The sequence below is a fragment of the Pseudomonas sp. 3A(2025) genome (assembly GCF_054589175.1).
Map to the genome: position 1 here is coordinate 1 of NZ_BAAILM010000010.1, position 22237 is coordinate 22237.

A 22237-nucleotide genomic window follows, 5' to 3' on the forward strand; every position below is an offset into this window, starting at 1 on the left:
TACATCCGTTACTACAATCATGACCGGATAAAAGTGAAGCTTGGCGGATTGAGTCCTGTGGAGTTCAGGACTCGCTCGGTGGGCGTGTGGCAATAGACTGTCCAACTTTTTGGGGTCAGATCAGTCGGTGTTTTTTAATTCAATAAAATCAATAAGTTATTCTGTTTTCGACTTGACTGATCGGTATTAGTCCTACGACCTGCAGTCGCCTCGTGCGGCGCACGCTACGGGATGGGTCTACTCTGCGTAACACATGCGTGCGCAGGGCTGGCCCATGAACGATCCATCCGAAAGACCCAAACCCCCGACGCTCTGGCAGATGCTGCGCAGCGTGGCGGCAGCAGCACTGGGTGTGCAGAGCAACAAGAACCGCCAGCGTGACTTCAATCACGACAAGCCCTGGCACTTTATCGTGCTAGGGGTCGGTTTTATGTTGGTGCTGGTTCTGAGCCTGTTGCTGATCGTGCGCCTGGTGCTCTATTTCGCCACAGGCTGAAGCGGTGGCAACAGATGGCGCAGGGCGAAGGCTGAATCACCCGGCGAGTCCGGCTTATGGAAAGCCTCAATGTCCACCCGATAGCGCTCAACCTTCGCAGCCTCCAGAAAACGGACGGTCTCTTCAGGCTCGACCACTTGCAACACACCGATCTGCCGATTACCCAGCGGCGCCGGCCCATTGCGGTCAATCTTGCCCTGATCGTACTCATTGAGCAGTACCAGCGCCCAGCCGCCCAAAGTGAAGTGCCCACTGGCCACCACACTCAGGCGACCGTCGAGTTGCGCCTGTAAAGAAGTCGGGGTGCCATTGATGGCGCTGAACAGAATATCTTTACCGGGCACGCCACCGATTTCAGTCAGGGCATCCATCGCGCCATAAGCCATTTGCTCGTTGGCCGCCCAGATCAGCGCGACGTCGGGGTAACGCTTGAGCAACGTGCGCGCCTGTTCCAGTGCACGGTCACGGCGCCAGACACCCAGTACCACCTGGCGCAAGTGCACCTCGGGATGCTCGGCCACAGCGCGGCGCATGCCCTTTTCGCGCTGCAGCGACACAGGAGTGGCATTGGTGCCGGAGAACGCCAGCATGTCGATCGATTGCCCCGGCTTTACCGGCGGGTGCAGGCTGATCAAACGCTTGGCAGTCAGGTAGCCGCCCTCCTCGTCGTTGCCCAGCAAGCTGCCGAGCAAATCCGGATAACGCTGCGAAAGATCGCCAAGAATGCGCACCTGATCGGCGGTCAGGGTGTTATTGACCGCGAACAGCTTGACCCCGCTGCCTTCGGACAGGCGCAGGATTTCAGGGCCGACGTTGAGTTCGTTGGAAAACACCAGGTAATCCGGCCGGGTCTCGCCCTTGAGGGTTTTACGGGCCAGCTCCACCTGGGTGCGTGTATCGCGGTCGGAAAACTCCACGGTCAAGTGCATGCCGGTGGTTTCAGCGGCCGCCTGCATCACTTTGGCGTAACTGTTCCAGTAACCGTCGGAGGCCGGTCCCGGACTGAGAAAAACCACAGAGGCAGCCCATCCAGCGCCGCACCATAGCGCGCACATCACTGCCAGTGCCTTGGTAAACCTGTCCGTCATGTCATCCGAAGCCTTGAGCGCTTACTTGATTGCTTACCACTCGATTGCGTAGCACGTGACTACGCAACAAGGGTGCTTGCCCGCTTCGTACCTGCACAGCTTCAAGGTTATCGGCCGCCCCCCGACAAAACTGGAGGGTGCGATGGCTTATAGAAAGAACACCTCAGGGTGTCATTGGCCACTGACCCAGAACACAGCCGCCCCTACCACCAGCAGAATCAGAAAGAAGATGGCCCAAGCGTCTACGGCACTGTCGGATCTGGCGCTTTTCGGGTGATTACGCATTGCATCGCCTCTTGTCGGTTTTATGGCTGATTGCACATCGAAATACACGGTTTCACCCAGTAAAGACGAGCCTTGACCATACTTCAAGTGTGGATAAGAACCGCGATACATGCCTTTATCGCTTTTAGCGATTTGCATATATATAAACATCACTTTTACCGATAACGGCAAGCTGGTATCTTCGCCACCGCTCCGCAGGGAGTGCGCGACCGTGCGCGCAGAATTGTCCAGATGGTGCCGGCGCCGGAACAGCAAAACCACCTGAATGTGGCGCCTCCGGCAACCTGGCATCATCACCGAAGCCTGAGAACAGGACTTATATGTACGTATACGACGAATACGATCAGCAGATCATCGAGGACCGCGTAAGGCAGTTCCGGGATCAGACCCGACGCTACCTGGCAGGGGAACTGAGCGAGGAAGAGTTCCGACCGCTGCGCCTGCAAAACGGTCTGTATGTCCAGCGTTTCGCGCCGATGCTGCGCGTGGCCGTGCCTTATGGCCAGCTGACCTCGCGGCAGATGCGCATGATGGGCAAGATCGCCCGTGACTACGACAAGGGCTACGCGCACATCAGTACCCGGCAGAACGTGCAGTTCAACTGGCCGGCGCTGGAAGACGTGCCGGACATCCTCGCAGAGCTGGCGACCGTGCAGATGCACGCCATTCAGACCAGCGGCAACTGCCTGCGCAACGTCACCACCGACCAGTTTGCCGGCGTGGCCGCCGACGAGGTGGTCGACCCGCGCCCATGGTGTGAAATCATCCGTCAGTGGACCACCTTCCACCCAGAGTTCGCCTACCTGCCGCGCAAGTTCAAGATCGCCGTCAATGGCTCTGCCAGTGACCGTGTGGCCATCGAAGTCCACGACATCGGCCTGGAGCCGGTGCTCAACGACGCCGGCGAGCTGGGTTTCCGTGTGCTGGTCGGTGGCGGCCTGGGCCGCACGCCAGTGGTCGGCGCCTTCATCAACGAGTTCCTGCCATGGCAGGACCTGTTGAGCTACCTCGACGCCATCCTGCGGGTCTACAACCGCTATGGCCGTCGCGACAACAAGTACAAGGCGCGCATCAAGATTCTGGTCAAGGCCCTGACGCCTGAGGTCTTCGCCGAGAAGGTCGATGCGGAAATGGCGCACCTGCGCGGTGGCTCGACCACCCTGACCGACGCCGAACTGCAGCGCGTTGCCAAGCACTTCGTCGACCCCGACTACAAGACGCTGAGCAACCTGGACGCCGAACTTGCAGCGCTCGACGCCGAGCATCCGGGTTTTGCCCGCTGGCGCCAGCGCAACGTGACCGCGCACAAGAAGCCGGGCTACATCGCCGTGACCCTGTCGCTCAAGCCGACCGGCGTCGCGCCGGGCGATGCGACCGACAAGCAGCTCGACGCCATCGCCGACCTGGCCGATCGCTACAGCTTCGGCGAGTTGCGCACCTCTCACGAACAAAACGTGATTCTGGCCGACGTCGAACAGTCGCGCCTGTTCGAGCTGTGGGGCGAGCTGCGTGAAAACGGTTTCGCCACGCCGAACATCGGCCTGCTGACCGACATCATCTGCTGCCCTGGCGGCGATTTCTGCTCGCTGGCCAATGCCAAGTCGATCCCGATCGCCGAGTCGATCCAGCGCCGCTTCGACGACCTGGATTACCTGTTCGATATCGGCGATCTGGACCTGAACATTTCCGGGTGCATGAACGCCTGCGGCCACCACCATGTCGGCCATATCGGCATTCTGGGCGTGGACAAGAAAGGCGCCGAGTTCTACCAGGTCTCGCTGGGTGGCAGCGCCAACCGTGACGCCAGCCTGGGCAAGATCCTCGGCCCGTCCTTCGCCCAGGAGGCGATGCCGGATGTGATCGAGAAGCTGATCAACGTGTACATCGAAAAACGTACCGAAGACGAGCGCTTCATCGACACCTACCAACGTATTGGCATCGACCCTTTCAAGGAGCGCGTCTATGCAGCGAATCATTAAGAACAACGAAGTCATCGATGAAACCTGGCACTTGCTGCCCAAGGACACGACCTTCGACAGCCTGTCCAACTGCGACGACCTGATCGTCCCGCTGGCACTGTGGCGCGAGCACGGCCATGCCCTCAAGGCCCGCGACGGCGGCCTGGGCGTATGGCTGGACAGCGACGAAGAAGCCGAAGAAATCGGTGAAGACGTCGATCAGTTCCAGGTCATCGCCCTGAACTTCCCGGCCTTCACCGACGGGCGCAGCTATTCCAACGCCCGCCTGCTGCGTGACCGCTATGGCTACAAAGGCGAGCTGCGCGCCATTGGCGACGTATTGCGCGACCAGTTGTTCTACCTGCGCCGCTGCGGTTTCGATGCCTTCGCCATTCGCGCCGACAAAGACCCGTATGACGCGCTGGAAAGCCTGAAAGATTTTTCGGTGACCTACCAGGCCGCCACCGACGAACCGCTACCGCTGTTCCGTCGCCGCTGACAGGCGCTGTATAAAAAAGCCCGGTTCTGAAGAGACCGGGCTTTTTTGCAGGGCGCGCACTACAGCTCGCGCGTGCCGCTGGTGCGCCAGGCATTCCCCCTGAGCCGCTCGTCGACATCGGACAGCGCGCTGATCATCAACACCGGCGTGACGATGTTCAGGCTGCGCAAGATGCTGACAATCGTCAGGCCATCGAAGTCCGGCAACATGCGATCCAGGGTAATCACGTCGTAGTTGCCGGCAATGGACAACCCGTCGCGGCCGTTACTGGCCCGTTTCACGGCAAACCCATGCGCCTCAAGTTCAGTGGCGATCGACTGGGCGGTCACCTCATCATCTTCGATGACTAACGCTTGATACATGCGTGTTTCTGTACTCCGTTCGTTTAACGTTTACTTCTGCGCGGCAGCGTTCTTCAGCACTATCAAGTTCAAGCTGCACCTGCTGGATGTCAAGTAACGGTTGCTGTAGCTTCAGGCGCTGTTCAGTAACCCTGGATCGCAAATAAGTGTTTTAACCCGGGCGGCCAAGTCCCAGGCGCTCGACCGTCAACTCACGCATGCGAAACTTCTGAACCTTGCCGGTCACCGTCATCGGAAAGTCCGCGACGAAGATGAAATGCCGGGGCACTTTGAAATGGGCAATACGCCCTTTGCAGAACTCTCGCAATTGTTCGTCACTGACAGAATGACCGGCGTGACACTTGATCCAGGCAGCAATTTCCTCGCCGTACTTCGCATCGGGAATACCCACCACCTGCACATCGGCGACGGCTGCATGAGTGAATAGAAACTCTTCGATTTCGCGGGGGTACACATTCTCACCGCCGCGAATGATCATGTCTTTGTTGCGCCCGACAATAGACAAGTACCCCTCCTCGTCCATCACTGCCAGGTCGCCAGTGTGCATCCAGCGTGCGCTGTCGAGCACCTCGCGGGTCGCCTCGGCATTGCCCCAGTAGCCCAGCATCACGCTGTAGCCACGGGTGTACAGCTCGCCAATCTGCCCACGCGGGACAACGCGGCCGTGCTCATCGACCACCTTGCTTTCCAGGTGCGGCTGGGTGCGCCCCACGCTGCTGACCCGCCGCTGCAAATCATCGTCGGCCGCAGTCTGGGTCGACACCGGGCTGGTTTCGGTCATGCCATACGCGATTTGCACCTCGGCCATGTGCATGTCAGTGATGACGCGCTTCATGACTTCGATCGGGCAACTGGCACCGGCCATGATTCCGGTGCGCAAGCTGGAGAGGTCCAGATCCGCACGTTCAGGCAGGTCAAGCTCGGCGATGAACATCGTCGGTACGCCATACAGCGCAGTGGCTTGCTCTTCTGCGACCGCCTGCAGGGTGGCGAGAGGGTCGAAAGCCGCGCCGGGGTAGATCATGGTACTGCCGTGGGTCACGCAGCCAAGATTGCCCATCACCATGCCGAAGCAGTGATAGAGCGGCACCGGAATCACCATACGGTCCTGCTCGGTCAGGCCCAGGCTCTCACCGACCATGTAGCCGTTGTTGAGAATGTTGTAATGGCTCAGCGTCGCGCCTTTGGGAAAGCCCGTGGTGCCTGAGGTGTACTGAATATTGATCGGGTCGTCGAACTGCAGCCCGGCCTGGCGCTCGATCAAGGCGTCAGGCGACACCTGTGCGGCCCGCTCCAGAAGCTCTGCCCAGGACAACAGCCCCGCCGGTGGCACTTGCGCCAGACTGATCACACCCCGCAGCTCGGGCAGTGTGCTGCCGAGCGGCTGACCGGGTGCGCGCTCGGCCAACGCCGGCAACAGCTCCATGAGCATGGCATGGTAGTCACTGCTCTTGAAGGCCCCGGCACACACCAGCCAGGCGCAGCCGGACTGGCGCAGGGAATATTCCAGTTCGTTGAGACGATAGGCCGGGTTGATATTAACCAGGATGGCACCGACCTTGGCGCTGGCAAACTGGGTAATGCACCATTCGGCACAGTTCGGCGCCCAGATGCCGACACGGTCCCCCACCTGCACGCCCAGCGCCATCAGCCCCCGTGCGCAACGTTCGACTTCTTCGGCCAACCGGGCCCAGCTATACCGCCGTTGCTGATGGCGTACCACGAGCGCTTCGCGGTCGGCGAAACGGGTCACGGTGCGATCGAACGCCTCGCCAATGGTCATGGGCAACAGCGGTTTGTTCTGCGAACCCTGGGTATAGCTGAGTTGAGTCATGAGATTCCTCGATCTTGTAATTATGAGGCTGGGAGCTCACTGGCTGAAGCCGATGCACGTTGACATACACCCGGCGCACGCTTACGTTAACGTAAAGGTAAAAAAGAGCAACCCAAATGACAATCACTTATTCCATCACCGATCTTTCCAGGGAACTCGACATCACCCCTCGCACGATCCGCTTCTACGAAGAGCAAGACATGCTCAGCCCCGAGCGCCGGGGTCAGGAGCGTGTCTTCAGCCCCAAGGACCTGGTGACGCTGAAGCTGATCCTGCGCGGCAAGCGCATCGGGTTCTCGTTGCAGGAGTGCAAGGAGTTGATCGAGCTGTACGACCCCAGTCAGGGAAATCGAGTACAGCTGGATACGTTCATGAGCAAGATCACCGCCCGTCGCGCGCAGCTTGCGCAGCAGTTGCTGGATATCGAGCAAATGCAACTGGAGCTGGACACGGCCGAAGAGCGCTGCATCGCCGCCATGGCCGAAATAGATAACAAGTAATCCATTACCAAGCCCCTCTCATAAGAACAAGCAAAGGCAGGTGCAACCATGAGCTACCCCTCCCTGAACTTCGCCCTCGGCGAAACCATCGACATGCTGCGCGATCAGGTTCAGTCCTTTGTCGCCAAAGAAGTTGCGCCGCGCGCCGCACAAATCGACAGCGATAACCTGTTCCCCGCCGATCTGTGGCGCAAATTCGGTGACATGGGCCTGCTGGGCGTGACCGTGCCGGAAGAGTACGGTGGTGCCGGCCTGGGTTACCTGGCTCACGTGGTCATCATGGAAGAAATCAGCCGTGGCTCGGCCTCGGTGGCACTCTCCTACGGCGCGCATTCCAACCTCTGTGTGAACCAGATCAACCGCAACGGCAATCATCAACAGAAAAGCAAGTACCTGCCCAAACTGATCAGCGGCGAACACATCGGCGCCCTGGCCATGAGCGAGCCCAATGCCGGTTCTGACGTGGTGTCGATGAAGTTGCGCGCCGACAAGCGCGGCGATCACTACGTGCTCAACGGCAGCAAGACCTGGATCACCAACGGCCCCGACGCCAATACCTATGTGATCTACGCCAAGACCGACCTGGAAAAAGGCCCCAAGGGCATCACCGCTTTCATCGTCGAGCGCGACTGGAAAGGCTTCAGCCGCAGCAACAAGTTCGACAAGCTCGGCATGCGTGGCTCCAATACCTGCGAGCTGTTTTTCGATGACGTCGAAGTCCCCGAAGAAAACATCCTCGGTGAACTCAACGGCGGCGTCAAAGTGCTGATGAGTGGCCTCGACTATGAGCGCGTGGTGCTCTCGGGCGGGCCTACCGGGATCATGCAGGCCTGCATGGACCTGGTTGTGCCGTACATCCATGACCGCAAACAGTTTGGCAAAAGCATCGGTGAGTTCCAGTTGATCCAGGGCAAGATCGCCGACATGTACACCCAGCTCAACGCCAGCCGTGCCTACCTTTACGCGGTCGCCCAGGCCTGTGAACGCGGCGAGACCACGCGCAAGGATGCCGCCGGGGTGATTCTCTACAGCGCCGAGCGCGCCACGCAAATGGCCCTTGACGCGATCCAGATTCTCGGCGGCAACGGCTACATCAATGAATTCCCGGCAGGTCGTCTGCTGCGTGACGCCAAGCTGTACGAAATCGGCGCAGGCACCAGCGAGATTCGGCGCATGCTGATCGGTCGCGAACTGTTCAACGAAACCCGCTAAACGGAGTTGCCCATGGCTATCCTGCATACCCGGCTCAACCCCCGTTCTGCGGAGTTCGCCGCTAACCACGCGGCGATGCTCGAACAGGTCGAGGCCCTGCACACCCTGCTGGCCCAGGTGCAGCAAGGTGGCGGTTCGAAAGCGCAAGAGCGCCATACCTCGCGGGGCAAGTTGCTGCCGCGTGAGCGCATCAATCGTCTGCTCGACCCAGGTTCACCGTTTCTCGAAATCAGCCAGCTGGCCGCCTACGGCGTGTATGGCGAAGACGTGCCGGCTGCGGGCGTGATCGCCGGGATCGGCCGTGTAGAGGGCGTCGAATGCATGATCGTGGCCAACGATGCCACCGTCAAAGGCGGCTCGTATTACCCGCTGACCGTGAAAAAACACCTGCGTGCCCAGACCATCGCCCAGCAGAACCGCTTGCCATGCATCTATCTGGTGGACTCCGGCGGCGCCAACCTGCCGCGCCAGGATGAGGTCTTTCCGGATCGCGAGCACTTTGGGCGGATCTTTTTCAACCAGGCCAACATGAGTGCGGCGGGCATTGCGCAAATCGCCGTGGTCATGGGCTCGTGCACCGCGGGCGGCGCTTACGTCCCGGCGATGGCCGACGAAGCAATCATGGTTCGTGAACAGGCAACGATTTTCCTCGCCGGCCCACCGTTGGTAAAAGCCGCGACCGGCGAAGTGGTCAGTGCCGAGGACCTCGGCGGTGCCGACGTGCATTGCAAGGTGTCCGGGGTCGCCGACCACTACGCCGACAGTGATGAGCATGCGCTGGCCATTGCCCGGCGCAGCGTCGCCAACCTTAACTGGCGCAAACTCGGCGAACTGCAGCAACGCACGCCCATCGCCCCGCTGTACAGCGGCGACGAGCTGTATGGCGTGGTGTCAGCCGATGCCAAGAAACCGTACGACGTGCGCGAGGTCATCGCGCGGCTGGTCGACGGCTCGGTATTCGACGAATTCAAAGCCTTGTTCGGCACCACGCTGGTGTGCGGTTTTGCGCACCTGCACGGCTACCCGATTGCAATCCTCGCCAACAACGGAATTCTCTTCGCCGAGGCCGCGCAAAAAGGCGCGCACTTCATCGAACTGGCCTGCCAGCGCGGCATTCCGTTGCTGTTTCTGCAAAACATCACAGGCTTCATGGTCGGGCAGAAATATGAAGCGGGCGGTATCGCCAAACACGGCGCGAAACTGGTCACTGCAGTGGCGTGCGCCAGGGTGCCGAAATTCACCGTGATCATCGGCGGCAGCTTTGGTGCCGGTAACTACGGCATGTGCGGGCGTGCTTACGATCCACGCTTTCTGTGGATGTGGCCCAATGCTCGTATCGGCGTGATGGGCGCCGAACAGGCCGCTGGCGTGCTGGTGCAGGTCAAGCGTGAGCAGGCCGAGCGCAGCGGCCAAGTGTTCGATGCCGCGCAAGAAGCCGAGATTAAGCAGCCAATCCTCGATCAATATGAACAGCAGGGCCACCCTTGGTACTCCAGTGCGCGGTTATGGGACGACGGTGTGATTGACCCGGCACAGACCCGCGACGTATTGGCCCTGGCCTTGTCCGCCTCACTGAACGCGCCCATCGAAGCAAGCCGTTTTGGCGTGTTCAGGATGTGACTGGAGAGACTCATGAACGACTTCGCTACTGCTTTCAGCACGATAGAACTGGAAAAAGACCCTCGCGGCTTTGCCACGCTCTGGCTCAACCGGCCTGAAAAAAACAATGCCTTCAACGCCGAGATGATCCGTGAGCTGATCCTCGCCCTGGCCATTATCGAAGCGCAAACCGACCTGCGCTTTTTGCTGCTGCGCGCCAGAGGCAAGCACTTTAGCGCTGGCGCGGACCTGGCCTGGATGCAGCAATCGGCCGAGCTCAGCTACAGCAGCAATCTTGAGGATGCCCGGGTACTGGGCGACTTGATGTACAACCTCTATCACCTGAAGATTCCGGCCCTGGCCGTGGTCCAGGGCTCAGCCTTCGGTGGCGCGGTAGGCCTGGTCAGTTGCTGCGACATGGCCATTGGCAGCGATGACGCGCTGATCTCGCTGTCGGAAGTCCGCATCGGCCTGGCCCCCGCCGTCATCAGCCCGTTCGTGGTGCAGGCCATTGGCGAGCGCGCGACACGGCGCTATGCGCTGACCGCCGAGCGCTTTAATGGCAAGCGCGCCGAGGCGCTTGGACTGTTCTCGGCCAGTTACCCGCCCGATGAGCTGGAGTCACAGCTTCAGGCCTGGGTCGCCAACCTGTTGCTCAACAGCCCCGCCGCGATGTGCGCCAGCAAGCAGTTGCTGGTGGAAGTGGGCGACGGCACGCCAACACCCCACGTACGCCGTTACTGCGAAGAAGCCATCTCGCGGATCCGCATCAGCCCCGAGGGGCAGGAAGGCCTGCGCGCCTTCTTGCAGAAACGTTCGCCGAACTGGCACCCCGAAACCACGCCTCAGGAGCCACGCTGATGAGCGCACCTGTGATTACTTCTCTGCTGGTGGCCAACCGTGGCGAAATCGCCTCCCGGGTCATGCGCACCGCCAAGGCCATGGGCCTGACCACCGTCGCCGTGCACAGCGCCACCGACCGTGAAGCCCGCCACAGCCGTGAAGCGGATATCCGCGTCGACCTGGGCGGCAGCAAACCCGCCGACAGCTACCTGCAAATCGACAAATTGATTGCCGCCGCCAAGGCCAGCGGTGCGCAGGCGATTCATCCGGGCTATGGCTTTCTGTCAGAAAACGCAGCGTTTGCCCGCGCCATTGAAGCCGCAGGCCTGATCTTCCTCGGCCCGCCCGCCTCGGCCATCGACGCCATGGGCAGCAAGTCCGCCGCCAAAGCCCTGATGGAAACCGCCGGCGTGCCGTTGGTGCCGGGTTACCACGGCGAGGCGCAGGACCTCGACACCTTCCGCGCCGCCTGCGAGCGCATTGGCTATCCGGTGCTGCTCAAAGCCACGGCCGGCGGTGGCGGCAAAGGCATGAAAGTCGTCGAAGAAGTCAGCCAACTGGCCGAAGCCCTGGCCTCGGCGCAACGCGAAGCACAGTCCTCGTTCGGCGATTCGCGCATGCTGGTGGAGAAATACCTGCTGAAACCCCGCCATGTCGAAATTCAGATTTTTGCCGACCAGCACGGCAACTGCCTGTACCTCAACGAACGCGACTGCTCGATTCAGCGCCGACACCAGAAAGTCGTCGAAGAAGCCCCCGCCCCCGGCCTGAGCCCGGAGTTGCGCCGCGCCATGGGCGAAGCCGCCGTGCGCTCGGCGCAAGCCATCGGTTATGTCGGCGCCGGCACGGTGGAGTTTTTGCTGGACGCACGCGGTGAGTTCTTCTTTATGGAGATGAACACCCGCCTGCAAGTCGAACACCCGGTGACCGAAGCCATTACCGGCCTGGATCTGGTCAGTTGGCAGATTCGGGTCGCGCGCGGTGAAGCGCTACCGATGACACAGGATCAGGTGCCGCTGATCGGGCATGCCATCGAAGTACGCCTGTATGCCGAAGACCCGGACAACGACTTCTTGCCAGCCGCCGGACAACTGGCGCTGTACCGCGAATCCAGCGCAGCGCCAGGCCGTCGTGTCGACAGTGGTGTTGAAGAAGGTGATGAAATCTCGCCGTTCTACGATCCCATGCTCGGCAAACTGATTGCCTGGGGTGAAGACCGCGAGCAAGCACGCTTGCGACTGCTGAGCATGCTGGACGAATTCGCCATTGGCGGGCTCAAGACCAACATCAATTTCTTGCGGCGCATCATCGGCCATCCGGCGTTCGCGGCGGCTGAGCTGGACACCGGATTCATTCCTCGCTATCAGGAGCAACTGCTGCCACCAGCGGCGGCACTCAGTGACGATTTCTGGCTGGCCGCTGCCCAGGCCTTCACCCAGAGTCAGCCCGCCAACGTACGTGCCGATGACCCTGCTTCACCCTGGGCCAACGGCAACGGTTTCCGTGCCGGCCTGCCGGCTGAAATCACGTTGCATTTGCGTTGCGAGGGCCAGGACCGTGCGTTGACGCTGAACGGCCTCGCATCCCGGGCGGCAACGCTTGAGGGGGAGCACTTGCTCACTGAACACAACGGGCTGCGTCGCCAGCATCGGGCCATTCGTCAGGGTGAGCGCCTGTATCTGCACTGGGACGGTGAACTGCGCCTTGTCGAGCCTTATGACCCGATCAGCGCAGCCGGCGCCAGCCATAGCCAGCAAGGCGGCCTGACCGCGCCCATGAACGGCAGCATCGTCAGGGTGCTCGTAGAGTCTGGGCAAACCGTCGAGGCCGGGGCGCAACTGGTGGTGCTGGAGGCCATGAAAATGGAACACAGCATCCGTGCGCCGCACGCGGGCACCATCAAGGCGCTGTACTGCCAGGAAGGTGAGATGGTCCAGGACGGCGCCGTGCTGGTCGAGCTGGATAAGGCGTAACCCATCCATGAGGAAGCAAGCATGAATGTACCCGGTATGGATTTACCCAACAGGGATTTACCCCGGCAGGTGCGCCTGGTCGAAGTCGGTCCCCGTGACGGCCTGCAAAACGAACAACAATCCATCAGCATCGCTGACAAGGTGCGGCTGGTGGACGATTTGTCTGCCGCAGGCCTGAGCTACATCGAAGCCGGCAGCTTTGTGTCGCCCAAATGGGTGCCGCAAATGGCAGGCTCCGCCGAGGTGTTCGCGCAGATCCAGCGCAAAGCGGGTGTGACCTATGCGGCGCTGACCCCCAACCTCCAGGGTTTCGAGGCCGCGATGACGGCAGGCGTTCAGGAAGTGGCGGTGTTCGCTGCGGCCTCAGAGTCGTTCTCGCAAAAGAACATCAACTGCTCCATCGCCGAAAGCCTGCAACGCTTTGTCCCGCTCATGGACGCCGCCAGGTCGCGCGGCGTGCGTGTGCGCGGTTATATCTCGTGCGTACTGGGGTGCCCCTACGAGGGGGACGTGGCAGCAGTACAGGTCGCCAACGTGGCCAGAGAACTCTATGCCATGGGCTGCTATGAAATATCGCTGGGCGACACCATCGGCACCGGCACGGCGGGCAAGACCCGGCATCTGCTCGAGGTAGTGGGTCGCGATATTCCGCGTCATCGGCTGGCCGGGCACTTCCACGACACCTACGGCCAGGCCCTGGCCAACCTTTACGCCAGCCTTCAGGAAGGGGTGACCGTGTTCGACAGCTCTGTGGCAGGCCTGGGCGGTTGCCCATATGCCAAGGGCGCCACCGGCAATATCGCCAGCGAGGACGTGCTTTATCTGCTCAATGGCCTGGGGATCGAAACGGGCATCGACCTGGACAAGTTGATAGCGGCCGGCCAGCGAATCTGTCAGGTGCTGGGTAAAGCCAATGGTTCACGGGTGGCCCGTGCGCATAACGCTGGATAATTTCAAATACGAAAATTCCCAACCGCTGCATTCAACTCGTCGCCCACCTGACGCAACTCGACCGTCGACTCGTGCAGTTGCAGGCTTTGCCGGGTACTGCCCTGCGCAATGACGCGCAGCCGGCCCATGCTTTCACCCACCTGCCCGGCCACGTTGCTTTGCTGCAGCGCGGCTGCCGCGATGTGCTGGTTCATCTGGCCGATGCTCGATACGGCCTGGGTGATCCGGGTCAACGCCAGGGCCGCCTGCTCTGCCAGTACCACGGTTTCGTCGGTCAGTACGCGGCTGCCCTGCAAACGCCCCGAGGCATCGCGCACCACCACGCCCAAACGCTGGATCAGCCCTTCGATTTCCCGGGTCGATCGCTGCGTACGCTGGGCCAGCCCGCGCACCGCATCGGCAACCACCGCAAAACCCCGGCCATGCTCGCCGGCACGGGCGGCCTCGATAGCGGCATTCAGCGCCAGCAGGTTGGTTTGCTCGGCAACGGTCTTGATCACATCAAGCACACTGCCAATCGCGGCACTTTCTTCGAGTACTGTCTGCATCGCCCCGGCACAGCCGGTCATTTCCACCGCCAGACAATTGATTTTGCCACTCGCCAGACGCACCAGTTCATCGCCTTCACTGGCCTGGCTGCTGGCCAGCGTGACGGCGGCGCTGGCCTGCTCGGCGTTTTGCGCGACCTCCATGGCCGTGACGGTCATCTGCTGCATCGCGGTGGCGGCAAGGTCGGTTTCGTGCCGCTGTTGCGCAACGCCAGCGCCGCTGTGCTCGATGACCTGGACCATGCTGCCCGCCGTGCCGTCCAGCGACGTCACCCCCTGACCGATACGCCCGACCAGCGCCCGCAAATTGCCCAGCATATGGCTGACGGTTTTCAGCAACACCCCCAGCTCATCTGCGTGCGGTGCGTGCGCAAGCCCACCGCTCAAATCACCCGCCGCCACCTGCCGGGCCAGCTGTACGGCCTGGCGCAGGGGCTGGAGGATCAGATGGCGAATCAGCAAGCTTGCAGCGATACCGAACACGATCGCCAGCAGGCTGATGACGGCCAGCTGCCGATAGGCATTCTGGCTGTCGATGACCGTGGCGGCCGCTTGCTGGCGATGGGTCTGGGCGAGAAGGTCTGCAATGCGCCCGGTTTGCGTATTCATGGCGATGCCACTGAGCGCTGCCTGGGCACGGTCGGCAACGAATTGCTCGAACGCCTCGCGGTAATCCTTGAACGCCGTGCGCGCCACGTTCAACGACGCTTGTTGTTGATCGTCCAGATCACGCGCCAGGCTTTCCATCGAAGCCAGCACATCGCTCATGCTGGATTCCCAGTCATTGCGGTAGCGCTCTTCACCGTCGAGGGAGTAATACAGCTCGCTGTGGCGCAACTTGCCGAGTTTATCGTGCAGGCCTGACGTCTGTTCCAGGCGGAACATCTGCTCGGTGTCGGGCACACGGCCTGCTTGCAGTTCAGTGGTGAGCGCATCCATCTGATCGAGGAACACGCCAGTAAAGGTGTCAGCCACGATTTTCGCGCGCGCTTGCATGCGCAGGCGCGCCTCACGGGCCTGACGCAACGAATCCGAGTAGCGCACAAATTGCGCCAGATAATCCGCACTCGAGCGGCGTATTGCGCCCCACTCACTGGCGTTCACCTCGGGGTTGCCGAGCTGTTGCTGCAAGGCGTCGATTTGGGCATGAACCCCGGCAGCAGCCTGTGGCGAGAGGCTCAAGGCAAACTCTTTTTCGGCGATCCGGGCCTGCTGCACCAGGGCCTGGATCGTCGACTCGCTGCGCAGTTGCTCACTGCGCGATTGCATGACGCCCAACGAATCAAAGGCCGTCAACGCCACACCAAGGGTGAACACCAACACCACGCCAAAGCCCAGCGACAGTTTGAAACCGACCGACAGATTGCCGAAACCACGGCTCAATGCACAACGTAAAGCATTCATGAGGTTTTAACCTTCTTGTTAGAGTGTGATCGGTGCCTCTTCTCAAATACAAAATAACTTATTGATTTTATTGGATATTAAACCAATTCCGTAGGAGGCAGCTCTGCTGGCGATTGAGCGCGAAGCGCTCATAGAAATTTCTGAAACGCTGACATCTTACGACTGCTAGTGCAGCCGATCGCGATGGTCCGGCATTCCGGCAGAGCTCCCTCCTACATCCAGGCACCGTGGCGGTGGGTGATATCTCATCAATGGGGTTTCTGGTAGTACCCGACCACCACAAGGTAGTCCCGGGTCTTGCGAATCAACGCGTGTTTATCTTCGACTTTCGAGGTTACCGGGCTTTTCCAGCGATAGGCGTAAGTCGCGCGGTCTCGGGTGGACATCATCTCAACGATGGGTTTGCCGATCGGCTTGCCATCGGCACCCTTGATGGTCGTGAAGTCCACGCCCAGCAGGCGGGGGTTATAGCCGTGGGCCAGATATCGATGGCTGACCCGATCGATCACAAACACGTAAAGATCATCGAGACGATAGTCGGCAGACAGGTCATTGATGGCGGCAAGCGTGGCTGACGGGTCTTTCTGCAATGCCGCCACCGCGTGCTCCAGCAGGCTGCCGGCCTGCTTCTCGCTGGCCCTGGGAAGCGCCTGGTCCACCGCCAGAATGCGGTCGCCCAGGCGCTGATAGAACACATGCTTGAGTTCTGCCCGGCCACTGCGCACATTCATCCAGCGGTACTCGGCCGTGCCGAGGGTGGCTTCGGGCATGTTCAAGGCATCGGCAAAGGCACGCTGGAGTTCGGGGTCCAGCACCCTGGACACATCACGCCCGATCAGCACGGCGGAATTACCGCCACTGGCCAACATTACGCCCTTGGTATCGACCACAAAGACATAATGCTCGCCATCGATAAACTCGCCCTGGCGGCTGAATGCTGCAAAGGCAGCGTCACCCTGGGTGCGGTAATACTCGACGGCACGGGTGAGCAATTGCCGGGCCTGATCGGCATCATCGGCGGCGCTGGCCTGGCTGGCGGCGACACAGAGCATCAGCCCATAACCTACAGCTTTGACTACGTGCATCGGGTTGCTCCGTTGTTGTTCTTGTCGTTGGCAGCGCATCGTTGACGGCAGTCTGGGGAAAAAGCCGATGGCTGGCCAATCGCAAGTCACGATGCGACGTATCGGCAAAGGCGATAGCGCGGCGGTGCCATCAAGATGAAATCATCCCCGTTTTAATTTTCAAAAACGCATGCGATAATCGTTCTCATTAACTAGCCACACTGGGCGCCGACCCTGGAAAACGTTGATGAGCGACGGTCAGCAGCATCGAGTTTTGTTTACCGCTCTGTATGGCGAGCATCATACCTGGCTGCAACGCTGGCTGTTCCGCCGTCTGGGCTGCCGGGAAGTGGCGGCCGATCTGGCGCAGGACACCTTCGTCAGGGTGCTGGGCAAGTCTGCGTTGAGCGATGTCGAACAGCCGCGTGCCTATCTGTCGACCATCGCCCACAGCCTGTTCGTCAACCTGCTGCGCCGTCGGCAACTGGAACGCAGTTACCTTGAGGCACTGGCGCAGTTGCCTGAAGAGTTGATGCCCTCCCCCGAAGAGCGCTGGCAGTTGTTTGAAGCGCTGCAAGCGATCGATGCCATGCTCGATGGCTTGCCCGCCAAGGTGCGCCGCGCCTTCTTGCTGGCGCAGCTCGAAGGCCTTACCCACCGCCAGATTGCCGAGCAACTGGGGGTCTCGCAAAGCTCGGTACGCCAATACATTGCCCGTGCCTTGTTGCATTGCATGGCCGCTGTGGCCGGGGAACAACACTGATGGCCGCCAACCTGGCAGTACCGGCACAGGCACAGCAGCAAGCAGCCGACTGGTACGCGCTGCTGTCTTCGGGGGATGCGAGCGATGCCCAGCAGCGCCAGTGGCAAGACTGGCTGGCCAGCGCGCCAGACCATGCGCACGCCTGGGCCCTGCTCGAACAGGTGCTACAGCGTTTTCAGGGGCTGCCGCCTGCTGTGGCTAAAGCCACCTTGCACACCCCTGCCCTGGACCGGCGCGCCACACTCAAGTTGCTCGCCACCGTGCTGGCGGTCGGTGGTGCGGCCACGGCCGGCATGCAAACCCCGGCCTGGCGCCGTGAGTTTGCCGACCTCAATACCGGCACCGGCCAGCGCAAGAGCTGGACGCTCAGCGACGGTACGCACCTGCACCTCAATGCCCGCAGCGCGGTGGACGTGCAGTTCGATGCACAGCAACGCAGGCTGCGTTTGCACCGTGGCGAAATCATGGTCACCACCGGGCACGACTCACAACGTCCATTGTGGCAACGTCCGTTGGGGCAACGTCCGTTGTGGGTGGAGACCAGCCAGGGGCTGATCACGACGCTGGGCACCCGCTTCATGGTCAGCGCCCGCGATGACGAGGTCGACGTCTCATTGTTCGAAGGGCAACTCGACGTGCAGCCCTTCGGTGCACCGGCACAGCACGTGCTGGCCGGCCAGGCCGCGCGACTGCAACGCAACCGTGCGCCGCTCATCACGCCGCTTGGTGCCCACGTGGCGGCCTGGGAGCAAGGCCTGATCTTTGCCGAAGGCATGCCGCTGGACCGTTACCTCGCCCACCTGGCGCAGTACCGCCCTGGCCTGCTCGGTTGCGACGCGGCGGCGGCCAGGTTGCGCGTGTCCGGCGTCTTCGCCCTGGCCGAAAGCGACCGCCTGCTGGCGCAACTGCAAGACATTCTGCCGGTGCGGGTGCGCTACTTTTCGCGCTATTGGGTGCGCGTCGAAGCCCTCACCCCGGCGGTTTGAAAAAATAGTTGATCACACACTGACACTTTTGCGTGTTCGCTTGGCATTCAGGGTGCGACTCACTTATTGGAGCACTTGTGGTGACAACCCCTTTCAACTTACACCGCCCTTTCAAGGTTTCCTGCCTGACCCGCAGCCTGTGTGCCTGCATGGTGCTGGGCGTGCCGGTCCACTCGCTGGCCGCCGACTCAAGCCCTGCCCCGGCCGCTGCGCAACGATTCGCGATTGCCGGCGGCTCGCTTACCCAGGTGCTGTCGAACTTCGCCGCCGCCAATGGCGTTGCGCTGATCTACGACACGCGCCTCACTGAAGGCTTGAACAGCGCGGGCCTGCAAGGCCAGTACGAACTGCACGAGGGTTTTTCGCACCTGCTCAGCGGCACAGGGCTGGAACTGGTCGGCAACAGGCCGTCTTTGCGGCTGCAACGCCGGGCCTCGACTACCCTGGAAGACACTCAGGTGCATGACACACGCGCCAGCCTGAGCAGCACCACCGAGCACAGCGGTTCCTGGACCACCGGCAGCATGAGCACCGCGACCCGGCTACCACTGTCGATCCGCGAGACACCGCAGTCGGTCAGCGTGGTCACGCGCCAGCGCATGGACGACCAGGACATGACCCGTCTCGAAGACGCACTCAAGTACGTCACTGGCGTCAACGTGATGTATGAAAGCGCCGACCAGGTGCGCTTCTATTCGCGCGGCTTTGCGATGGATAACGTGCAGGAAAACGGCGCCAGTTCGTGGTTTCAGGGCAGCGTGCCGGGCATGGGCTCGGCCGAAGCCTCAAGCGACTCCCCGGACATGGCCATCTACGACCGCGTGGAGGTGCTGCGCGGCGCGTCGGGCCTGACCCAGGGCGCTGGCGAGCCGGGCGGCACCGTCAACCTGATCCGCAAGGCCCCGACCCGCGACTTCCAGTTCTCGACCCGCCTGAGCGCGGGTTCATGGGATAAATACCGCAACGAGGTCGATGTGTCCGGCCCGCTGAACGACGACGGTTCGTTGCGCGGGCGGATGGTCACGGTGTACCAGGACAGCCAGTCGTTCGTCGACACGGTGCAGTCGAACCGGCAGGTGGTGTTCGGCACACTGGCTTACGACTTCTCACCCGACACCACGCTGACCACCGGCTACACCTGGCAAAAATCGCGCACCGTGCCCAACCTGTACGGGGTGCCGATGTCGACCGACTACAGCAGCCTGGCGTTGTCGCGCTCGACCTATCTGGGCGCCAGCTGGAACAGCATGACCTTTGAAAAGAACAATATTTTCGCCGAGCTGGAGCACCGTTTGAACGACGACTGGACAATAACCAGCTCGCTCAACCACACCAACACCGAAGGCGACGGCCAGTTCATCGGCGTGTTCGGTAATGGCGTGGCAGGTGTTGGCCCGGCAGGCACCGCGCGCCTCAACAACGAGATCCACCGCAACAATGGCGCCAATCAATACGCAGCCAACGTCAACCTTAACGGCCACTTCGCATTGCTGGGGCGTACCCATGAACTGGTGCTGGGCGCAGATTATCAAAAGGAGCACTACGACAACCGGCTGGGCATCTTCTCCAACACCTCGCTGGTGGACGTCTACACCTTCGCGCCCTCCAGCGTGGCAAAGCACGAGGTGCCCTACCAGAATCGCTATCGCTACGACAGCTACCAGCGGGCCGTCTACGCCGCGACGCGGTTCAATCTGAGTGACGATCTGAAGCTGATTCTGGGCAGCCGCTACAGCAGCTTCTATTTCAATTCGCGCTTCAAGAACCTCACCACCGGCAACGAACCGCGCTCGCCGTACAGCGAAGACGGCCAGCTCACCCCCTACGGCGGGCTGGTCTGGGACTTCAGCGACAACCTGTCGTGGTACGCCAGCTACACCAGCATTTTCAAGCCGCAGAACGTGGTCAACGAGGCCAACTCACCGCTCAAGCCTATCGTCGGCGCCAACTACGAAACCGGCATCAAGGGCGCCTGGTTCGGCGGCGACCTCAATGCCTCGGCGGCGGTGTTTCGCATCATCCAGGAAAACCGGGCCATCGATAACGGCAACCCCGCCTGCGTGGTCAATTGTTACGAGGCCGCCGGCAAGGTGCGCAGCCAGGGCGTAGAGCTGGAGGCGTCAGGCGCACTCAGCGAACGCTGGCAGGTGTACACCGGCTACACCTTCAGCCGCAGCGAGTACCTGGACGATGTATCCAGCACGGTCAAGGCCGGAGACCCTTACAGCCAGTGGTTCCCCAAGCACATGTTCCGCCTGTACAGCGACTACAAACTGGCGGCGGGCGGTGACCGCTGGAGTGTCGGCGGCGGCCTGACCAGCCAGAGCAGCACAGACACCACCCGCGACATGTACCAGGGCGGCTACACGCTGTTCAATGCCAATATCGCTTACCGCGTAGACCCGCACACGACCCTGAGCCTGGTGGGCAACAACCTCACCGACAAGGTCTACTACATCCCGGTGTCCAACCGTCACCGGGGCGGCAACAACTTCTACGGTGATCCACGCAATGCCACCCTGACGGTCAAGTGGACGTATTGAGCCATCGAGTTCAGGCCGCGCCGTGCTTGCGGCGCGGCCTCAAGCGTCCGGATTCGCATAGCGCTTCTGCCGCCTGGCCAGCCACAGACACAGCGCGCCCCACACACCGGCAATCGGCACCACCAGCATGGCAACCACGCCAAACCCTGCACCGATAGCGCCCAGCCCGACCGACAACCAGCCACTGGCAGCATCGCCACCGCGATACACCAGGGTTTCGATCACATTCTTGGCCTTGTATTTTTCCTCGCGGCTGACCACGGTCCAGAGCACCTCGCGGGCCGGGCGTACCACGGCGAACTCGATGGCGCGGCGCAGCCCCTGGGCCAGCGCGACAGTGGTGGGCACCGGCGCCAGCGCCATGGCGGTAAAGGCCATGAGGGTTATTGCAGGCAGCGCAACCAGCGCGCCACCCACGCCAATCAAGCGGATCAAGGGGCCTGTGAGCAGCAACTGAAAGGTCAGGGTCAAGACCGACACGATCAAGTCGACCACCGCAAAAAACTGCGTCCTGCTGGCCACATCGGTATAACTGCCGGCGATAATCCGGCCCTGCTCGAAATACAGGAACGTGGCCGCGGTGGTGTGCAGCAACATGAACAGCACCAACCCCAGCAAGTAAGGCGAGCGCGAAATCAGGCTGAAACCGGCGAGCATGCTGCCGCCTATACCGGTACGTGCCTGTATCGCCTTCTCAGCGTGCGTATCGGTGCGCGACAACAGCGCTCGATAGCAACGCACAGCCAGTTCCAGCAGTGCCGCTGCCGCCAGCGTAAGGGCAATCGGTCCCAGCCCCTTGGCCATGGTCGCGGCCAGTAACGGGCCGATAAAGGTTCCCAACGTGCCGCCGGCCGCGACAAAGCCAAACAAACGCTGGCCTTGTTCACTGGAAAACCGGTCGACCAGTACACTCCAGAAAATCGACACGATGAACAGGTTATAAACGCTGATCCACACGAAAAACACGTGCCCGACCGTCACCGGCGCAATCCGGTTGGCGATCAGCACACCAAACAGCAGCATGCTCAATGCGACAAATCGATAGATCAACGGCACAAAACGCCGGGCCGGCAAGCGCGACACCAGTGCACCAAACAGCGGAACCATTACCAGCATCACCAGAAAGGTCGCGGTAAACAGCCATTGCAGCTTGTCGGCACCGCCCTCCAGCCCCAATGCGTCGCGTAACGGACGCACCAGGTAATAGCTGGCCAACACACAAAAATGGAAGGCGAAGCCTAATAACAACGCGGCTCTTTCCTGAGGCTGCACGTTTGCCCACTTGAGCGTGCCGGCTGGGGTCATCAGTAAAATTCCTGTACAGATGAA

19 protein-coding genes and 3 pseudogenes are annotated in these 22237 nt (G+C 61.2%); 13 read left to right on the forward strand and 9 right to left on the reverse strand.

What is annotated here, in order from left to right:
* On the forward strand, window positions 1-96 hold a 96-nt coding region (locus ACYP2A_RS03660), incomplete at its 5' end, for an IS3 family transposase (RefSeq protein WP_459741911.1).
* Between the two features lie 178 nt (window positions 97-274).
* Entirely contained in the window at window positions 275-496 is a 222-nt protein-coding gene (locus ACYP2A_RS03665; RefSeq protein WP_459742860.1) for a DUF2970 domain-containing protein, read from the forward strand.
* Here ACYP2A_RS03665 and ACYP2A_RS03670 read toward each other — a convergent pair.
* Both ACYP2A_RS03670 and ACYP2A_RS03675 read right to left on the reverse strand, forming a co-directional pair.
* Entirely contained in the window at window positions 478-1584 is a 1107-nt protein-coding gene (locus tag ACYP2A_RS03670; protein ID WP_459742862.1) for an ABC transporter substrate-binding protein, read from the reverse strand. The two genes, ACYP2A_RS03665 and ACYP2A_RS03670, sit on opposite strands and share 19 nt — an antisense overlap.
* Window positions 1585-1755: 171 nt before the next feature.
* Window positions 1756-2130, reverse strand: coding sequence for a hypothetical protein (locus ACYP2A_RS03675; protein ID WP_459743091.1), 375 nt, complete (start codon window positions 2128-2130; stop codon window positions 1756-1758).
* Window positions 2131-2189: 59 nt separating this feature from the next.
* Here ACYP2A_RS03675 and ACYP2A_RS03680 point away from each other — a divergent pair, with 59 nt between their 5' ends.
* Together ACYP2A_RS03680 and ACYP2A_RS03685 are read left to right on the forward strand one after the other, a co-directional pair.
* A complete protein-coding gene (locus ACYP2A_RS03680; RefSeq protein ID WP_459742864.1) occupies window positions 2190-3848 on the forward strand; it encodes a nitrite/sulfite reductase in 1659 nt (552 codons plus the stop codon).
* Entirely contained in the window at window positions 3832-4326 is a 495-nt protein-coding gene (locus tag ACYP2A_RS03685) for a DUF934 domain-containing protein (protein WP_459742866.1), read from the forward strand. Before ACYP2A_RS03680 ends, ACYP2A_RS03685 begins: the two co-directional genes overlap by 17 nt.
* Before the next feature lie 95 nt (window positions 4327-4421).
* Here ACYP2A_RS03685 and ACYP2A_RS03690 read toward each other — a convergent pair.
* The 3 genes and pseudogenes from ACYP2A_RS03690 to ACYP2A_RS03700 all read right to left on the reverse strand — a co-directional run.
* Window positions 4422-4688: pseudogene (locus ACYP2A_RS03690) on the reverse strand (response regulator); the annotation flags it as partial.
* A pseudogene (locus ACYP2A_RS03695) lies at window positions 4660-4806 on the reverse strand (hypothetical protein); the annotation flags it as partial. The pseudogenes ACYP2A_RS03690 and ACYP2A_RS03695, both read right to left, overlap by 29 nt.
* Before the next feature lie 33 nt (window positions 4807-4839).
* The gene (locus ACYP2A_RS03700) at window positions 4840-6522 is read right to left on the reverse strand and encodes an AMP-binding protein (protein ID WP_459742868.1); all 1683 of its coding nucleotides are present in this window, start codon (window positions 6520-6522) and stop codon (window positions 4840-4842) included.
* Window positions 6523-6638: 116 nt separating this feature from the next.
* Between ACYP2A_RS03700 and ACYP2A_RS03705 the strand changes: the two genes are divergently transcribed.
* The 6 genes from ACYP2A_RS03705 to ACYP2A_RS03730 are packed head-to-tail and all read left to right on the forward strand — an operon-like array spanning window position 6639 to window position 13600.
* Window positions 6639-7022, forward strand: a complete 384-nt coding sequence (locus tag ACYP2A_RS03705; protein ID WP_459742870.1) for a MerR family transcriptional regulator — start codon at window positions 6639-6641, stop codon at window positions 7020-7022.
* Between the two features lie 48 nt (window positions 7023-7070).
* Window positions 7071-8234, forward strand: a complete 1164-nt coding sequence (locus ACYP2A_RS03710) for an isovaleryl-CoA dehydrogenase (RefSeq protein WP_459742871.1) — start codon at window positions 7071-7073, stop codon at window positions 8232-8234.
* A 12-nt stretch (window positions 8235-8246) separates the two neighbouring features.
* Window positions 8247-9854, forward strand: coding sequence for a carboxyl transferase domain-containing protein (locus ACYP2A_RS03715; RefSeq protein WP_459742873.1), 1608 nt, complete (start codon window positions 8247-8249; stop codon window positions 9852-9854).
* Window positions 9855-9866: 12 nt separating this feature from the next.
* Window positions 9867-10694 carry a gamma-carboxygeranoyl-CoA hydratase gene (locus ACYP2A_RS03720; RefSeq protein ID WP_459742875.1) on the forward strand — a complete coding sequence of 276 codons (828 nt, stop codon included), beginning with the start codon at window positions 9867-9869 and terminating at the stop codon, window positions 10692-10694.
* Entirely contained in the window at window positions 10694-12649 is a 1956-nt protein-coding gene (locus tag ACYP2A_RS03725; protein ID WP_459742877.1) for an acetyl/propionyl/methylcrotonyl-CoA carboxylase subunit alpha, read from the forward strand. The genes ACYP2A_RS03720 and ACYP2A_RS03725 overlap by 1 nt, the downstream gene beginning before the upstream one ends.
* Before the next feature lie 36 nt (window positions 12650-12685).
* The gene (locus ACYP2A_RS03730; RefSeq protein WP_459743081.1) at window positions 12686-13600 is read left to right on the forward strand and encodes a hydroxymethylglutaryl-CoA lyase; all 915 of its coding nucleotides are present in this window, start codon (window positions 12686-12688) and stop codon (window positions 13598-13600) included.
* 2 nt (window positions 13601-13602) lie between these two features.
* On the opposite strand, the gene ACYP2A_RS03735 is transcribed toward ACYP2A_RS03730, so the two are convergent.
* The 3 genes and pseudogenes from ACYP2A_RS03735 to ACYP2A_RS03745 all read right to left on the reverse strand — a co-directional run bounded on the left by ACYP2A_RS03735 (window position 13603) and on the right by ACYP2A_RS03745 (window position 16637).
* A complete protein-coding gene (locus tag ACYP2A_RS03735; protein ID WP_459743083.1) occupies window positions 13603-14148 on the reverse strand; it encodes a methyl-accepting chemotaxis protein in 546 nt (181 codons plus the stop codon).
* 309 nt (window positions 14149-14457) lie between these two features.
* Window positions 14458-15552: pseudogene (locus tag ACYP2A_RS03740) on the reverse strand (methyl-accepting chemotaxis protein); the annotation flags it as partial.
* Window positions 15553-15800: 248 nt separating this feature from the next.
* Window positions 15801-16637, reverse strand: a complete 837-nt coding sequence (locus tag ACYP2A_RS03745) for a cache domain-containing protein (protein WP_459742879.1) — start codon at window positions 16635-16637, stop codon at window positions 15801-15803.
* Between the two features lie 226 nt (window positions 16638-16863).
* Between ACYP2A_RS03745 and ACYP2A_RS03750 the strand changes: the two genes are divergently transcribed.
* From ACYP2A_RS03750 to ACYP2A_RS03760, 3 genes are all read left to right on the forward strand, one after another.
* Entirely contained in the window at window positions 16864-17379 is a 516-nt protein-coding gene (locus tag ACYP2A_RS03750; protein WP_459742880.1) for a sigma-70 family RNA polymerase sigma factor, read from the forward strand.
* Window positions 17379-18365 carry a FecR domain-containing protein gene (locus ACYP2A_RS03755; protein ID WP_459742882.1) on the forward strand — a complete coding sequence of 329 codons (987 nt, stop codon included), beginning with the start codon at window positions 17379-17381 and terminating at the stop codon, window positions 18363-18365. The genes ACYP2A_RS03750 and ACYP2A_RS03755 overlap by 1 nt, the downstream gene beginning before the upstream one ends.
* Before the next feature lie 80 nt (window positions 18366-18445).
* A complete protein-coding gene (locus tag ACYP2A_RS03760) occupies window positions 18446-20908 on the forward strand; it encodes a TonB-dependent siderophore receptor (RefSeq protein WP_459742884.1) in 2463 nt (820 codons plus the stop codon).
* A gap of 39 nt (window positions 20909-20947) precedes the next feature.
* Here ACYP2A_RS03760 and ACYP2A_RS03765 read toward each other — a convergent pair whose 3' ends face one another.
* Window positions 20948-22213 carry an NTP/NDP exchange transporter gene (locus ACYP2A_RS03765; RefSeq protein ID WP_459742886.1) on the reverse strand — a complete coding sequence of 422 codons (1266 nt, stop codon included), beginning with the start codon at window positions 22211-22213 and terminating at the stop codon, window positions 20948-20950.
* Window positions 22214-22237: the final 24 nt, after the last annotated feature.

What these genes read in the sequence shown, in the direction of transcription:
- ACYP2A_RS03685 (WP_459742866.1), top strand. Translation starts at nt 3,832, where the DNA reads ATGCAGCGAATCATTAAGAACAACGAAGTCATCGATGAAACCTGGCAC.
- ACYP2A_RS03735 (WP_459743083.1), bottom strand. Translation starts at nt 14,148, where the DNA reads ATGCAGACAGTACTCGAAGAAAGTGCCGCGATTGGCAGTGTGCTTGAT.
- ACYP2A_RS03725 (WP_459742877.1), top strand. Translation starts at nt 10,694, where the DNA reads ATGAGCGCACCTGTGATTACTTCTCTGCTGGTGGCCAACCGTGGCGAA.
- ACYP2A_RS03750 (WP_459742880.1), top strand. Translation starts at nt 16,864, where the DNA reads ATGAGCGACGGTCAGCAGCATCGAGTTTTGTTTACCGCTCTGTATGGC.
- ACYP2A_RS03755 (WP_459742882.1), top strand. Translation starts at nt 17,379, where the DNA reads ATGGCCGCCAACCTGGCAGTACCGGCACAGGCACAGCAGCAAGCAGCC.
- ACYP2A_RS03680 (WP_459742864.1), top strand. Translation starts at nt 2,190, where the DNA reads ATGTACGTATACGACGAATACGATCAGCAGATCATCGAGGACCGCGTA.
- ACYP2A_RS03765 (WP_459742886.1), bottom strand. Translation starts at nt 22,213, where the DNA reads ATGACCCCAGCCGGCACGCTCAAGTGGGCAAACGTGCAGCCTCAGGAA.
- ACYP2A_RS03745 (WP_459742879.1), bottom strand. Translation starts at nt 16,637, where the DNA reads ATGCACGTAGTCAAAGCTGTAGGTTATGGGCTGATGCTCTGTGTCGCC.
- ACYP2A_RS03710 (WP_459742871.1), top strand. Translation starts at nt 7,071, where the DNA reads ATGAGCTACCCCTCCCTGAACTTCGCCCTCGGCGAAACCATCGACATG.
- ACYP2A_RS03720 (WP_459742875.1), top strand. Translation starts at nt 9,867, where the DNA reads ATGAACGACTTCGCTACTGCTTTCAGCACGATAGAACTGGAAAAAGAC.
- ACYP2A_RS03700 (WP_459742868.1), bottom strand. Translation starts at nt 6,522, where the DNA reads ATGACTCAACTCAGCTATACCCAGGGTTCGCAGAACAAACCGCTGTTG.
- ACYP2A_RS03670 (WP_459742862.1), bottom strand. Translation starts at nt 1,584, where the DNA reads ATGACGGACAGGTTTACCAAGGCACTGGCAGTGATGTGCGCGCTATGG.
- ACYP2A_RS03715 (WP_459742873.1), top strand. Translation starts at nt 8,247, where the DNA reads ATGGCTATCCTGCATACCCGGCTCAACCCCCGTTCTGCGGAGTTCGCC.
- ACYP2A_RS03730 (WP_459743081.1), top strand. Translation starts at nt 12,686, where the DNA reads ATGGATTTACCCAACAGGGATTTACCCCGGCAGGTGCGCCTGGTCGAA.
- ACYP2A_RS03665 (WP_459742860.1), top strand. Translation starts at nt 275, where the DNA reads ATGAACGATCCATCCGAAAGACCCAAACCCCCGACGCTCTGGCAGATG.
- ACYP2A_RS03705 (WP_459742870.1), top strand. Translation starts at nt 6,639, where the DNA reads ATGACAATCACTTATTCCATCACCGATCTTTCCAGGGAACTCGACATC.